The organism is Dialister sp. i34-0019-2H8, assembly GCF_042846925.1.
GTDB lineage: Bacteria > Bacillota > Negativicutes > Veillonellales > Dialisteraceae > Dialister.
The window spans coordinates 2,207,278-2,220,728 of record NZ_BAABYQ010000001.1 but is presented as its reverse complement, the minus strand read 5'-3'; the positions used below and the strand labels follow the sequence as shown (position 1 = coordinate 2,220,728).

General features: G+C 53.9%; 13 protein-coding genes. 8 read left to right on the top strand and 5 right to left on the bottom strand.

Annotated features, from left to right (window positions below; genetic code table 11):
- Positions 1 to 268: 268 nt before the first annotated feature.
- A complete protein-coding gene (locus ACGG9R_RS09665; protein ID WP_390154457.1) occupies positions 269 to 1,429 on the top strand; it encodes an ABC transporter substrate-binding protein in 1,161 nt (386 codons plus the stop codon).
- A gap of 475 nt (positions 1,430 to 1,904) precedes the next feature.
- Here ACGG9R_RS09665 and ACGG9R_RS09660 read toward each other — a convergent pair whose 3' ends face one another.
- The 3 genes from ACGG9R_RS09660 to ACGG9R_RS09650 all read right to left on the bottom strand — a co-directional run bounded on the left by ACGG9R_RS09660 (position 1,905) and on the right by ACGG9R_RS09650 (position 5,152).
- Positions 1,905 to 2,600: a TonB family protein gene (locus ACGG9R_RS09660; RefSeq protein WP_390154454.1), complete on the bottom strand. Its 696-nt coding sequence runs from the start codon at positions 2,598 to 2,600 to the stop codon at positions 1,905 to 1,907.
- Between the two features lie 206 nt (positions 2,601 to 2,806).
- Complete coding sequence (locus ACGG9R_RS09655; RefSeq protein WP_390154451.1) at positions 2,807 to 3,607, bottom strand: D-alanyl-D-alanine carboxypeptidase family protein; 801 nt, start codon at positions 3,605 to 3,607, stop codon at positions 2,807 to 2,809.
- A gap of 150 nt (positions 3,608 to 3,757) precedes the next feature.
- A complete protein-coding gene (locus ACGG9R_RS09650) occupies positions 3,758 to 5,152 on the bottom strand; it encodes an NCS2 family permease (RefSeq protein WP_390154449.1) in 1,395 nt (464 codons plus the stop codon).
- 771 nt (positions 5,153 to 5,923) lie between these two features.
- On the opposite strand from ACGG9R_RS09650, the gene ACGG9R_RS09645 reads away from it, so the two are divergent.
- Positions 5,924 to 6,826 (top strand): 4Fe-4S cluster-binding domain-containing protein, encoded by a 903-nt coding sequence (locus ACGG9R_RS09645; RefSeq protein WP_390154446.1) that lies wholly within the window; start codon positions 5,924 to 5,926, stop codon positions 6,824 to 6,826.
- A 563-nt stretch (positions 6,827 to 7,389) separates the two neighbouring features.
- Here the strand turns inward: ACGG9R_RS09645 and ACGG9R_RS09640 are convergent.
- Both ACGG9R_RS09640 and ACGG9R_RS09635 read right to left on the bottom strand, forming a co-directional pair.
- A complete protein-coding gene (locus tag ACGG9R_RS09640) occupies positions 7,390 to 7,968 on the bottom strand; it encodes a GNAT family N-acetyltransferase (RefSeq protein ID WP_390154443.1) in 579 nt (192 codons plus the stop codon).
- A gap of 133 nt (positions 7,969 to 8,101) precedes the next feature.
- On the bottom strand, positions 8,102 to 8,485 hold the full coding sequence (locus ACGG9R_RS09635) for a thioesterase family protein (RefSeq protein WP_390154440.1): 384 nt from the start codon (positions 8,483 to 8,485) through the stop codon (positions 8,102 to 8,104).
- 183 nt (positions 8,486 to 8,668) lie between these two features.
- On the opposite strand from ACGG9R_RS09635, the gene mltG reads away from it, so the two are divergent.
- The 6 genes from mltG (at position 8,669) to ACGG9R_RS09605 (ending at position 12,964) form a co-directional block, all read left to right on the top strand.
- Positions 8,669 to 9,712: an endolytic transglycosylase MltG gene (gene mltG, locus ACGG9R_RS09630; RefSeq protein WP_390154437.1), complete on the top strand. Its 1,044-nt coding sequence runs from the start codon at positions 8,669 to 8,671 to the stop codon at positions 9,710 to 9,712.
- Complete coding sequence (locus ACGG9R_RS09625) at positions 9,696 to 10,328, top strand: O-methyltransferase (RefSeq protein ID WP_390154435.1); 633 nt, start codon at positions 9,696 to 9,698, stop codon at positions 10,326 to 10,328. The genes mltG and ACGG9R_RS09625 overlap by 17 nt, the downstream gene beginning before the upstream one ends.
- A gap of 33 nt (positions 10,329 to 10,361) precedes the next feature.
- Positions 10,362 to 10,736, top strand: a complete 375-nt coding sequence (locus ACGG9R_RS09620; RefSeq protein WP_022105809.1) for a four helix bundle protein — start codon at positions 10,362 to 10,364, stop codon at positions 10,734 to 10,736.
- A 185-nt stretch (positions 10,737 to 10,921) separates the two neighbouring features.
- A complete protein-coding gene (tnpA, locus tag ACGG9R_RS09615) occupies positions 10,922 to 11,335 on the top strand; it encodes an IS200/IS605 family transposase (RefSeq protein ID WP_045172396.1) in 414 nt (137 codons plus the stop codon).
- 176 nt (positions 11,336 to 11,511) lie between these two features.
- Positions 11,512 to 12,738 (top strand): U32 family peptidase, encoded by a 1,227-nt coding sequence (locus tag ACGG9R_RS09610; RefSeq protein ID WP_390154432.1) that lies wholly within the window; start codon positions 11,512 to 11,514, stop codon positions 12,736 to 12,738.
- On the top strand, positions 12,731 to 12,964 hold the full coding sequence (locus ACGG9R_RS09605; RefSeq protein WP_390154429.1) for a DUF4911 domain-containing protein: 234 nt from the start codon (positions 12,731 to 12,733) through the stop codon (positions 12,962 to 12,964). The genes ACGG9R_RS09610 and ACGG9R_RS09605 overlap by 8 nt, the downstream gene beginning before the upstream one ends.
- The last annotated feature ends 487 nt before the right edge of the window (positions 12,965 to 13,451 follow it).

Genomic DNA, 13,451 nt, shown 5'->3' with positions numbered 1-13,451 from the left:
CAAAAGCGTCCTTGCCCTTTCGGGGCAGGGACTTTTTTCTTGGATCATCTGCGGATGGTGAGTGATAAGCCGGAGTGGTACCGCGCCAAAGCGCCTCCGATGAGAGTGTTCTCATCGGGGGCTTTTTTTATCAGGAATGAGGAATGGTAAAAAGCGCCGCGAGTCTTGTCAATTTGCTCGTATCGCAAACCTCAAGCCTTTCACTTTGGATTTCCCAAGCAACACGATCAAGAACGATTTGCTATTGACAACTAAAGGAGAACTAAAAATGGAAATGAAAAAAATGATGAAAAGAGCAGGACTTGGACTGATGCTGGCAGCTGCGATGGCAGGCCTGGCAGGATGCGGCGGCAATGGCAATAAGGAAAGCGCTTCGAAGCCGGCAGCAGGCGCGAAGGTCGCAAAGGTGGGCTTCCTGAATGGCGTGTCGGGCGGTGTCGCTTCGTATGGTCTTGCGGAGAAGGAAGGCTTTGACCTGGCGGTCGAGGAAGTGAATAAGGAAGGCAAGATCCACTTCGATGTCGAAATGGCGGATACGAAGGGCAATGTGCAGCAGTGCGTGAGCGCGGCGCAGAAGATGATCGCTGCCAAGAAGGTGCTTGTCGTCGGCCCCTTGATTTCCGGCGAATACAAAGCGGTCGGCCCGCTCTTCCAGAAGGCGCAGATCCCGCTCCTCGGCGCAGCGACCACCGCAGAAGGCCTCATCGAGATCGGCGACTACATGTTCAGAAACTGCGTGCCGGAGTCGAAGAATATCCCGCAGACCGTGCAGAAAACGCACAAGCTCCTCGGCTATAAGAATGTGGCTGTCCTCTACTCGAACAACAACGAGCATCAGGTATCTGCCTACAAGACCTTTGTGAAGGCGCTCGAAGCGGAGGGCGTGAACATCGTCGCGACGGAAACCTTCGCGGATAAGGATACGGACTTCTCCGCACAGCTGACGAAGATCCACAATGTGAATCCGGATGCGGTCGTCGTTGCCGGTTACTATCAGGAAGGCGGACTCATCCTGAAGAAGATGAGAGAAATGGGAATGAATCAGCCTGTCCTCGGGGATAACGGTTTCGTTTCGCCCGAGCTCCTCAAAATCGCAGGAGCGGCCGCTGACAATGTGTATGTCTCCTCTATGTGGTCGGCTGACCGCAACAGCCAGGCGACCAAGGACTTCGTGAAGAACTTCAAGGCGAAGTACAATCACGATCCGGACAACTTCGCAGCATGTGCGTATGTTTCTGTGAAGCTCGCAGCGAAAGCGATGGAAGACGCAGGCACCACGACGGATTCGAAGAAGGTCAGAGAGGCCCTCGCGAATGTGAAGAATTTCGAGTCCGCTGTCGGTCCGATGACCTTCAATAATTCCGGGGATCCGGATGTCGACCTCGTCCTCCTCAAGGTCGAAGGCGGAAAGTATGTGACGCTGAATTAAAACGGGTGCAGGGTTAGCCCCGTGGGCGTGCCGCCCCCTTGAGCGCGGATGAAAGCTTGCGCGAATTAGGAATGAGGAATTAGGAATGAGGAATGAAGGTGGCGGCTTTGCCGCGAATATATATGAAGCGATGCCCGAAGATGGCATGCAAGTCACCAGTCACGAGTCACTCGAGGCTATTCATCCCTACTTTCAAACTTCAAACTTCACGGTTCGGGGGTGGTTTGCTCCATTCCGACGCTTAAACGTAAATCCATAGCAATGAAAAAGACTCTGTTAAAAGAGTCTTTTTTATTGCTTGTTATTGGTTGTTCGGGTGGGAGCCTGAGCGTTTTGTGGGAAACGTCAAACCTCCGCGGCGCTTCTGATTTTTATGCGCCGCACCACCATTTCTCATTTCTAATTTCTCATTCAAGAGAAACTTTCATCCCCAATCAAAGGGCGAGTTGCCCCACGGGGCTAACCGTGCCCCCTTTTACACCTGCACGGGGATCAGGATTTCAGAGCCGATGGCTTCACCGTCAGGGTTCTTCGCAGCGGTGAAGGTCCAGGTCTTTACGGAAGCGGTCACGTATTTCGAAAGAGCTTTGAAATCAGCACCGGACAGTTTCTCATCCTTCATGACCTCAGGTGCGCCGTCCATCTTCCCATCGCTATTCACATACACCTTCACGGTGAGGACGGGGTGAGCGTTTCTCTCAGCGGCCTCGCGGACTTCTTCCGGCATGTCTTTCAGGACCTGGCTGGTGGGGGCGGCGGGGACGGAGATCATGGTGGAGATGAAGCGGAGCGGAATGGTCACGCTCGTTGAGACAGATCTGTCACCGCGTTTCGCCGGCCGGAACTGCCAGAGGTTCACGGAATCTATGGCGTATTGGTCCAGAATGATGGAACCGGAGCTTTGTGCCACGGAAGCATTGGCCGCTGTCCCGTCTTCGGTGACGGTAAGGGCGATGAGCGTACTCGTGCTGTGTGGAAGCGCTGCCATCGCTTCCTGAATGGCGGCGTTCTGCGGCGCCATTTTGTGAGATCTAAGCGACGGCGGGACCTGCTGCGCTTCCGTGAGCGGGGTGCCGTCCTTATCTAGGTATACACCGCCGGAGGGAACGGCAGCCGATGCGGAAGCCGCGAGAGCGAGGGTGAGCAGGCTTGTGAGGATCAATTTTTTCATCAGAGTACTCCTTTGAACAGTAAATGGAAGTTTTATGTTTCTTTCATTTATTCTAATGAATATGGAGAATTTCTGCAAGGGGGGCGGGGATGGGTTCAGAAGGTTCAACGGGGTTGGTGCGGCGCATAATACTATGGAAGCGCCGTGAAGTATAAATAGAGCGATGCTCAAAAGTCGTATTCAAGTCCCGAGTCCCCAGTCACTAGTCACTTCTTCATTTCAAATCCGTGATCCAAAAGCGCAGCGGCTTCCGTGAAGCGGCTGCCCCAGCCGGCGTGCATGATGACGGCGATGAGGGTCCTGCCATTCCTTGTGGCGGCTGCGGCAAGGCAGCCTTGCGCGGCGCGGGTGTAGCCTGTCTTGACGCCGATGGCACCGTCATAGGTGAAGAGGAGATGATTGGTATTCGTGCAGGGGAGATTTTTGCTCGGGCGTTCGTAGTGGACCTGCTTGCTTTTGGTAGAAACGATCTGCCGAAATTCTTTGTTTCGAAGGCCATACTGCGCGATCTTCGCCATGTCGCGGGCTGTCGAGTAGTGGTCTTCATCCGGCATGCCGTTTGCATTGACGAAGTGGGTACCGACGGCACCGATGGCGCGGGCTTTTTCATTCATCATGGAAGCGAAATGATTCACATTTCCGCCGATGGCTTCTGCGATGGCGGTGGCCGCCCCGTTATCAGAGATCAGCATCATCTGATAGGTGAGGTCTCCGAGACGGATCCATTCGCCGCCGCAAAGCTCGGTGGACTCGACGTTGGCGGCATTGGCACTGACAGCGATGGTTTTGAGAGGATTCCCCCTTTCCAGAGCGAGGATGCAGGTCATCATCTTCGTCATGCTGGCAGGGGATTCCCGCTTGTCCGCATTTTTTTCATAGAGGACTTGTCCCGTCCGGGCATCGATCAGGATCGCGGCGTCGGCCGTGAGGATGGGCGCTTGCGCATTCGCGGAAAGCGTGGTGAGGGTGAAAAAGAGGAGAGTGAGAAGGCGGAAGAGCAGTTTCATTTGGGCTCCTTTCGGTAAGAACTGGGGCCGCGGATCCGCGCGGGCTAGGGTCGGATCCGCGGCCCCTAGAAAAAACAACGCAGTGACAGGGTCACTGCGTTGTTTTTTACATGGTTTGACAGGCGGGCATCGGCCCGTGTTCCTTTTCCCTTACAGCAGGATATATTTCAGGATGAAAAGCACGGCCAGGATGTACATGAGCGGGCTGATCTTTTCTGTCTTGCCGGCGAGGGTATTGATGATGACGTAAGAGATGACGCCGAAGGAGATGCCTTCTGCGATGGAGTAAGCGAATGGCATCGCGATGATGGCGAGGTAGCATGGGATGGCTTCTGTCATGTCCGTAAAGTCGATGCCGGCTACGGCGGTGAACATCAGGAAGCCGACGGTGATGAGTGCCGGTGCGGTCGCAAAGGCGGGGATGGCCATGAAGAAGGGGGAGAGGAAGAGGGAGAGGATGAAGAGGACGGCGACGGTCATCGCAGTGAGACCGGTGCGTCCACCCTCCGAGACACCTGCTGCACTTTCGACATAGGTCGTGGTGGTGGAGACGCCGAGGACAGCGCCTGCGGTGGTGGCTACGGCGTCTGCCATGAGCGCGCCCTTGATGCGCGGCAGACGGCCCTCATCATCGAGCATATTGGCTTTGGAGGAAACGCCGATCAGTGTGCCTAAGGTATCGAAGACATCGACGAAGAGGAAGGCGAGAAGGACGACGACGAAGTTGAAGGTCGCGACTTGCGAGAAGTCGAGCTCACCGATGAGGGGAGAGATGCTGGCCGGAGCAAAGGAGGCAAGGCCGGCGGAGAGATTGGGCAGGGTGCTGAAAGCGCCGTGCGCCGGATCCGGCACATAGAGACCGGTGACTTCGCAAAGAATGCCAAGGATCCATGTGAAGAGGATGCCCCAGAGGATATTGCCTCTCACCTTTGCGACCATGAGGAAGGCGGTGAAGAGGACGCCCAGGATGGCGAGTACGACGGTGATGCCGGTGGTATGGAAGGTACCGGCCAGCATGGCCTGCTTGAAGGAAAAGAGGGAGATCTTGGTGGCCGGGTTGCCGACGATGATCTGCGCACCGGTGAGGCCGATGAAGCAGATGAAGAGGCCGATACCGGCAGAGACGGCTTTCTTCAGATTGAGCGGGATCGCATTGAAGATCGCTTCACGGACATTCGTGAGAGAGAGCACGATGAAGATGACACCCTCGACGAAGACGGCAGCCAGTGCCATTTCCCAAGTGTAGCCCATCTGCTTTACGACGGTGAAGGCGAAGAAGGCATTCAGCCCCATGCCCGGTGCCAGGGCGAAGGGGTAATTCGAAAAAGCGGCCATGAGGACAGTCCCCAGAAAACCGGCGATGGCGGTCGCTGTCAGGACAGCGCCCTTGTCCATGCCGGCTGCGCTCATGATGGCCGGATTGACAGCCAGGATGTAAGCCATGGTCATAAAGGTGGTGATACCCGCCATGATCTCCGTCTTGACGGATGTACCGTTTTCACTCAGGTGGAAAACTCGCTCCAAAAGGCCCGTTTCTTTCTGCATGGGTATGCTCCTTCCTAGGGAAACACTGATTCAATCGTTGTCAGATTTCATTCTTGGAGTTTTATACAGAGCGAGGAGACAGAGGACGCGAATAGCGAGCTATTTAAGGAGAATGTCGACGACGCTATGTATAAAAATCCATATGAAATCTGATTCTGCGATTGAATCAGCGTTTCCTTAAATCCATTATGGAAATTCGTACTTATTATATGATTTTTGGAAATCAGTGGCAATAGGGAATTGGGCTGATTAGTAGCTAGTGACTGGTGACTAGTAGCTAGGGATTAGGAGCCTCAAGTGACTGATGACTAGTGGCTCTCTCGCACCGTCATTTCGAGCGAAGTCGAGAAATCTTTGTTATTCGCGGTCAGGTGGGCAATGTTTGGAAAGTCCAAAACGGGAAACCTGATATCGAGAGACTTTCGGGCATCGCCCTATAAATATTTGCGGCGTAGCCGCTACTAATTTGCCTTCCCCATCGGGGAAGGGGGACCGCGTCAGCGGTGGATAGGGTGCTTTCGTAAATCGTCGACTTGAGACGCATTTTCCCACTCTCTTTCATGCCGCCAGTGCCCTATCCGCCCCTTCGGGGCACCTTCCCCTCGAGGGGAAGGCTATTCATACTCGCGGCGAAGCCGCCACATTCATTCCTAATTCCTAATTTGAGAAAAGCTTTCCTCTCCGACCAAGAAACAGCACGCCCCGTGGGCTAACCCTTACCCCATATGCTACAATAGACATAATCCATCAAATGAAAGAAGGTCAATCGAAATGAGCGTATGCAATCTGTGTCCGCGTGCGTGCAAGGTGGTGCGCAGGGAGAGCATCACGGGTGAGGGTCAGCTTGGCTATTGCCAGAGCGGGATGCTGCCGGTGATCTCCCGCGCGGCTCTTCATCACTGGGAGGAGCCGTGCATCGCAGGGACGCGCGGGGCGGGGACGGTCTTTTTCGCCGGGTGCAATCTGTCCTGCGTGTACTGTCAGAATTATGAGATCTCCGAAAGAAGAAAGGGCATCGAGGTCTCCGTCGAGCGGCTGCGGGAGATCTACTTCGAGCTCATTGCTAAAGGGGCGCACAATATCGATCTTGTGACGCCGACGCATTACACCCATGCGATCTTCCAGAGTCTTCGCGAGCCGCTGCCGGTGCCGGTCGTTTATAACTGCGGCGGCTATGAGAGCGTGCATACCGTGGCCTTTCTGCGCAAGAAGGTACAGTGCTGGCTGCCGGATCTCAAGTATTATGATGCGGAGATCTCCGGGAAATACAGTGATGCACCGGACTACTTCGAAAGGGCGAGCGCAGCCATCGAGCAGATGTTCAAAGAGACAGGGCCCTATGTGATCGGGGCGGATGGCATCTTGCAGAGGGGCGTCCTCATCCGCCATCTGATCCTTCCCGGCCAGGTGGAGGACACGAAACGGATCCTCGAGTATGTGGCGGAGACGTTCGAGCCGGGAGACGTCCTTTTCAGCCTCATGCGTCAGTACACGCCCTGCGGCCGCGCGGCGGAATTTCCGGAGATCGATCGCAGGATCACGGATGAAGAATACGAGGCGTGCGAGTCCTATATGGAGGAGCTCGGCATCATTGATGGCTACGTGCAGCAGAAGGAGAGCGCGGAAGCGGCCTTCATCCCTGCTTTTGACGGGACGGGCGTTTTGAAATCATAAATCAGTAAAAAAACCAGATCTCACATACGTGGGGTCTGGTTTTTAGGTTCGGGGGGTAGCCCGTGGGGCGGGGCGCTTTTTGATTACTTTTGAAAGCTTCGCGCTCTCTAGTGAGGAGTGAGGAGTGAGGAGTGGTGGTGCGGCGCCAGATCCTTCGGCTCAGTTCTCACGGTTCCACCTTTACATTTTCGAGCATCCGGCATTTCACTCCGCTCAGGATGACGAAATGCGCCGCGGAGTATAAATAGGGCGATGCCCGAAGGTAGCATTGAAGTCACTAGTCCCTAGTCACCAGTCACTTGAGACTGCTAATCCCTAGTCCCTAGCCACCAGTCAATAGTATAGCGATTTGTTAAATTCTGGACTTAGTGAGGAGTGAGAAGTAAGAAGTGCTGGAAGGGGCACACAGTTCATATAGTGCCCAATACCACCTCATTATATAAAACTTTGCGGCGCTTCCTCATTTTATGCGCCGTACCTTCACTCCTCACTCCTAACTTGACTCGGAATTTGACTTACATGTCAGTTATTTAGAAAACGCAATACTAGCCACTAGTCACCAGTCACTGATCCAAAATTTCCGGAAAGCGCTTCACAGGGGCCATGGGCGCCCAGTGCGCGCCGATCTCTTTTTCCATCCATACGACGTCGTACCAGCGGTCGAATTTATATCCGCTCTTTTTGAAGTTGGCGACAAGGTCGTAGCCCATATGGCTGTGGAAATCGACGCTGTTCGTATCCACATAGGGATCGGGCGTGGCGGGATAGGTGATGCAGGCGTAGAGTGTGACGATGCCCTGTGCGCGAAGATAGGTCTCAAGGGCTTCGTAGAGCTTGCGTCCCGCGCCGGTGTGACGGGCCTCTTCAGCGATGTAGATGGATGTCTCGACATTCCAGTCATAGGCGGGGCGGGTATGGAAGGCGCTGGCATAGACGTAGCCTATGATCTTTCCTCCCCGCTCTGCGACGAGGTATGGATAGGCTTCAAGGGTGGTTTGGATCCGGCGTCGGAATTCTTCTTCGTTGGGGACTTCGTATTCAAAGGTGATGGCGGTCTTTGTGACGTAGGGGGCATAGATCGCAAGCAGCGGTGCTGCGTCATCGGGGGTCGCGGTGCGGATGGTGAGGGGAGAGTGGGTCATGGATGTGGAGGCTCCTTTTTTAAGTGACTAGTGACTGGTGACTGAGAGACTGAGGGACTGGGAGACTGGGAGATGCCAGAGGTCAGAAGTCAGAAGTCTAAAGTCTGAAGTCGAACTGCGGACTTCGGACGATCTACCGCGTTCCGGCTTTTTCCATAAAAGGCTTTGCTTCTACGACGAAGCGGATGTGTTCGGCCTCGCCGATTTCTCCACCTTCGTCATAGGCGAGGCAGTGGAGGGTGATTTTCTTTCCTTTGACGACGGTGACGGTGGCTTCGGCGCGGACGGTATGTCCGACGAGGGTGGGCTGCTTGTGGGCAAGACCGATGAAGCCGCCGACGGTGGTTTCGCCTGCGGCGAGACCTTCCTTCACCGCATCGCAGGCGGCTTCTTCCATGAGAGCCGAGAGGACGGGGGTGGCGAGGACGGGGAGCGAGCCGCTTTTTACCACTTTCGCGGTATCATTTTCTGTGACGATCTTGGTGGCAGTGCCTTTCATTCCGATGGTGATGGACATGGGAGTTCTCCTTTTTATCATAGATATCGATTGACCTGTTGGGATTGTTAGGGAAACACTGATTCTGTGATTGAATCAGCGTTTCCCTAGCTACTTCATTGTACCACGGACTATTATATATTTACATATGATATAATGGGTAGAGTAAAAAATAGAGACATCTGTCTCGGATAGGGGTGCTGTGTGGAAGACAACGACACAGAGCTTTCTCAAAAAGAAGCGAAGAAGAAAGGCGTGCGCATCGCGCTCGGTATGGCGGCGGGGCTGGCCATCGCCCTCCTGGGCGGCTGGTATTTCTATGCGGCAGACCACGGGGCGCGCAGCGGGAAGGCGCAGGTCAGGATCGAAAAGAATGCGACGGGAGGCGATATCGCATCCCTTCTGGAAAAGCAGGGCGTCATACGAAGTGCTGTGCGCTTCCGCCTCTATGTCCGCCTTCTGGGGGAAGGAAATCAGCTGCAAAGCGGGGACTATGTGCTCGAAAAGGGGCTGACGATCAGGGACGCCATTGATGCCTTAAAGCATGGGAAGACGGAGGCATACTTGGTCACGGTACCGGAAGGCTCTACGGTGCATCAGATCGCTCAGTTGCTCGCGCAGGCGGGCATCGAAGGGGCAGCAGACTTTGAGGCCGAAGCGGCGACCTATGGCCCCTTGAAATACCAGTACGGCCCCGTCGCGGTACCGATCAAGGCAGAAGGATTTCTCTTCGCAGATACGTACAGCATTCCCAAGGAATACACGGCGCGTCAGATCTTGGATCTCATGTATCGTCATACCGATGACATGCTGACGCCGGACATCCGAAAGAGGGCGGAGGCGAAGCACATGACACTGCATGATCTTTTCACGATCGCCTCGATGGTAGAGCGCGAGGCGCGTTTCCCGGAGGATCAGGTGCCGATCGCCTCTGTCATGCTGAAGAGACTTTCTATCGGCATGCCGCTCCAGATCGATGCGACGATCCAGTATGCCTTGGGCGAGCAGAAGGCGGAGCTGACCATCGCGGATACGCGCATCGACTCGCCGTACAATACGTATACGCACCCCGGCCTTCCGCCGGGGCCGATCGGCAGCCCGGGACTTCCTGCCATAGAGGCGGTGCTGGCTGCTGAGCCGGGTGACTACCTCTACTACGTCGCGCAGGCTGATGGGCATCATGTATTTACGAGATCCTACGAAGAACACCAGCAGGAGACGGAGAATATTTATGGATCCAGTTCTTGAAGCACTGAAGAAAGAGTTAGAAATCGAAGCCGGCCGTGACCAGGTCCCCATCATCCGAGGTCCGGAGCGCTCGCTCCTCCTTTCGGCCGCCGAGAAGGCTTCGCCGAAGCGTATCCTTGAGATCGGGACAGCCATCGGCTACTCCTCGTTGCTTTTGGCAGAGCGTTTCCCGCTCGCAGAGATCGATACGCTCGAGATCGATCCTGCGCGCCATGCCCGCGCGGAGGAGGTCATGCGAGCGGCCGGCTTCTCGCAGCGTGTTCACTGCCATCTGGGTGATGCGGCAGAGCTTTTGAAAACGCTGGAAGGGCCCTATGATTTCCTGTACCTGGATGGCCCGAAGGGCCAGTACCTCCGGCAGCTGAAGGCCATTGAGCAAAAGCTATCGCCGCATGCGGTGATCGCGGCGGATAATGTGCTTTTCCGCGGCATGGTAGAAAGTGATGCCCCTGTGCCGCATCGGTATCGGACGCTGGTCGTGCGCCTGAGAGAATATATAGCGTATGTGAGGACGCACTACGCTACGGTCATTTATAAGGATGGAGATGGACTGGCAGTCAGTGAGGAGTTAGAAGTGAGGAGTGAGGAGTGGCGGTGCGGCGCATCAAATTTATAAAGCGCCGCGAAGTTTATATAATGAGGTTGCGTGATGGATACCAATCAAACAGTAGCAAAGAAAAGCAAGCAGTTTGCGATTCATGTCATGAAATTGGTGGAGCATTTGCGGAAAAATAAGCGTCCGTACTTTATCATAGACCAAGTGGGGCGTTCGGGAACCAGCATTGGTGCCAATGTAATGGAAGCAGAGCATGCTATCACACAGAAGGAGTTTTTGCAGAAAATGTACATCGCCTATAAAGAGTCCAATGAAACGTTGTACTGGCTGGAACTGTTGTTTGAGAGTGGTTATGTCGCTCCAGAAGGTTATCAAAGACTATATACGGAGTGTAATGAAATAGAAAAAATGCTGTCTGCGATTACCAAAACGATGGCAGAAAAAATAAAAAGAAGCGGCGCTTTATAATTTTTGCGCCGCACCATCACTCCTCACTCCTAACTCCTCACTTCTAACTGTATTCGTATATTAAGCCCCCATCTGAGATGGGGGACCCGGTGGAGCCGTAGCTTTGCCTAGAGTATAAAAAATCCTCCAGTGTTAGAATAAAGAGGGTCTAGCAAACCACTTTAGCTAACAAAGGAGGAGTCCAAATGGACAACAATAGTATAGCTCATACCAAATGGAATTGCACATATCATATCGTATTCATCCCAAAATATCGCAAGAAAGTATTCTACGGGCAAATGAGGAAAGATTTGGTTGAAATCATCCGAAAATTGTGCGAGATGAAGAAAGTGGAACTGATCAAGGGAGCTGCATGCGTGGATCATGTGCATCTGTATCTCGGGATACCGCCGAAGTTGAATATATCAGACGTAGTAGCCTATATCAAAGGGAAAAGTGCGTTAATGATATACGACCGGCATCCCGAGATAAAAGCCAGATGGGGAGAACGGCATCTCTGGGCACGAGGCTATTATGTAGAAACCGTCGGGAATATCAACGAAGAAGTTATCAAGCGTTACATTTCAGAGCAAGAAGAAAGCGATAAGTTCGAGAAGTAAGTAAGACGAATAAGCGAAAGAGCCGCCATAGGCGGCTGTAAGTACAAAGACGATTTGCTAGACCTGCCATAGGCAGGTGTCAGTACAAAACCCCGGAGGGGTTCCAAATAAACCCCCATTTGAAATGGGGGTTGCTAACTTATTTAAAATAGCGTTTAACGGAAAGGTTTTAGATAATGAACAAAATCGAATTATTAGCACCGGCGGGGACGATGGAAAAAATGAAAATGGCTCTTCTCTACGGAGCGGACGCCGTCTATCTTGCAGGGAAGGTCTTCGGCCTTCGCGCATACGGCGGCAATTTCACGAAGGAAGAAATGAAAGAAGCCGTCCGATATGCGCACGGGATGGGGAAGAAGGTCTACGTGACCGTGAATATCATCCCGCGCAATGAAGACCTGGAGGGGCTGGACGACTACCTGCGGTATCTGGAGGAGATCCACGTGGATGCGGCGCTGATCTCCGATCTTGGGGTCTTTTCACTGGCTCGCGAGGTGGCACCGACTCTTCCGATCCATGTATCCACGCAGGCGAGCGCAGCGAACTGGCGGACGGTCAAGGTCTGGAAGGAGATGGGGGCAGAGCGCGTGGTGCTTGCCCGTGAAGTGTCCGTGAAGGAAATGGCGGACATTCGCAAAAAGGTGGATATCGAGCTGGAGGTCTTCGGCCATGGCGCGATGTGCATTTCCTGGTCCGGCCGCTGCCTGCTTTCGAATTTCTTCACGCATGGTAAACGCCAGTCGAACCGCGGCGAATGTATCCAGGCCTGCCGCTTCAAGTATTCGGTCATGGAAGAGTCCCGTCCCGGACAGTACTGGCCCATCGAAGAGGATGACCACGGGACATACATTTTCAACAGCAAAGACCTCTGCATGATCGATCACATCCCCGAGCTCATCGAGGGCGGCGCTTCTTCCCTCAAGATCGAGGGCCGCATGAAGAGCGTGTACTATGTGGCTGCGGTCGTCGCTGCCTACCGCAAGGCGATCGATACCTACTACGCAGAGCGCGGAGCTTACCGCGTGCGGGAGGAGTGGCGCGAGGAGCTGGAAAAGGTATCGCACCGCCCCTACACCACGGCGTTTGCTTTTCAGGAGGCGGATCATACCGCGCAGGAGTATGTCAAGTCACAGCCGGAGCAGCCGTATGATTTCGTCGGACTCATCCTGCCATCGGAAGAGGGGACGACCCGGGTGCAGCAGAGAAATCATTTCAAGGTGGGCGAGACTTTGGAGTACCTGACGCCGAAAGGGGATGTCGGCCTCTTCACGGTCGGACCACTCACCAATGGAGAGGGCGAGGCAGTCGACCGTGCGCCGCATCCGCTCGAAGTCCTCACCATGCAGACGGAGATGGAGCTCCCTGCCTATACCATTTTAAGGAGACGTGCGAAACATGGATGATACCAGAGTGTATATAGAGATCCCGCCGGAAGCGGTGAATTATATCAACCGCATCATCGAGGGCTACGAGTACCTTGGCATTTTGACGACGCTTGATCCGAAGCGCGCCACCTGCCAGATCAATTCGACCGCTGACACGAGAAACATCGTCATCGATGTCCTGACGCATCTTACGGATGTGGATGTGAAGATCTTAGGGAGCAGGGAAGAAGCCGTGAAAAAGTAAAATGAGTGACTGGTGACTAGGGATTAGGGATTGGGAGCCTCGAGTGACTAGTGGCTGGGGATTAAAAGCAAACGGTGATTGAAATAGCGCAATTAGCGAGCTGACCGTTCTGCAAGGAAGAGCGAGGGCTGCGCTCGAGATGACGATGGCGCGAAGCGCTATCAAAATTTTGCGGCGCTTAGATCCTTCGACTCAGTTCTCCTGTTTCAGATAAGCCATTTTTTAACATACGACGTTTTTCTCCGCTCAGGATGACGAAATGCGCTGCACCACCATTTCGCATTTCGCATTTCTCATTTCTAATTTCTTATTCAAGCGATGCTTACAAACGGAATCAAAGGGCGAGCCATCCCACGGGCTCACCCTGTTTCCCTTGACACTTTTCCCATAGGTGCTATACTTGACTGCTAAAGACATATTGTCTTGACAATGAAGAGAGGATCGGCGTCTCTTCTCCGTTTCATGATGATCTCGATGATCCACTTTC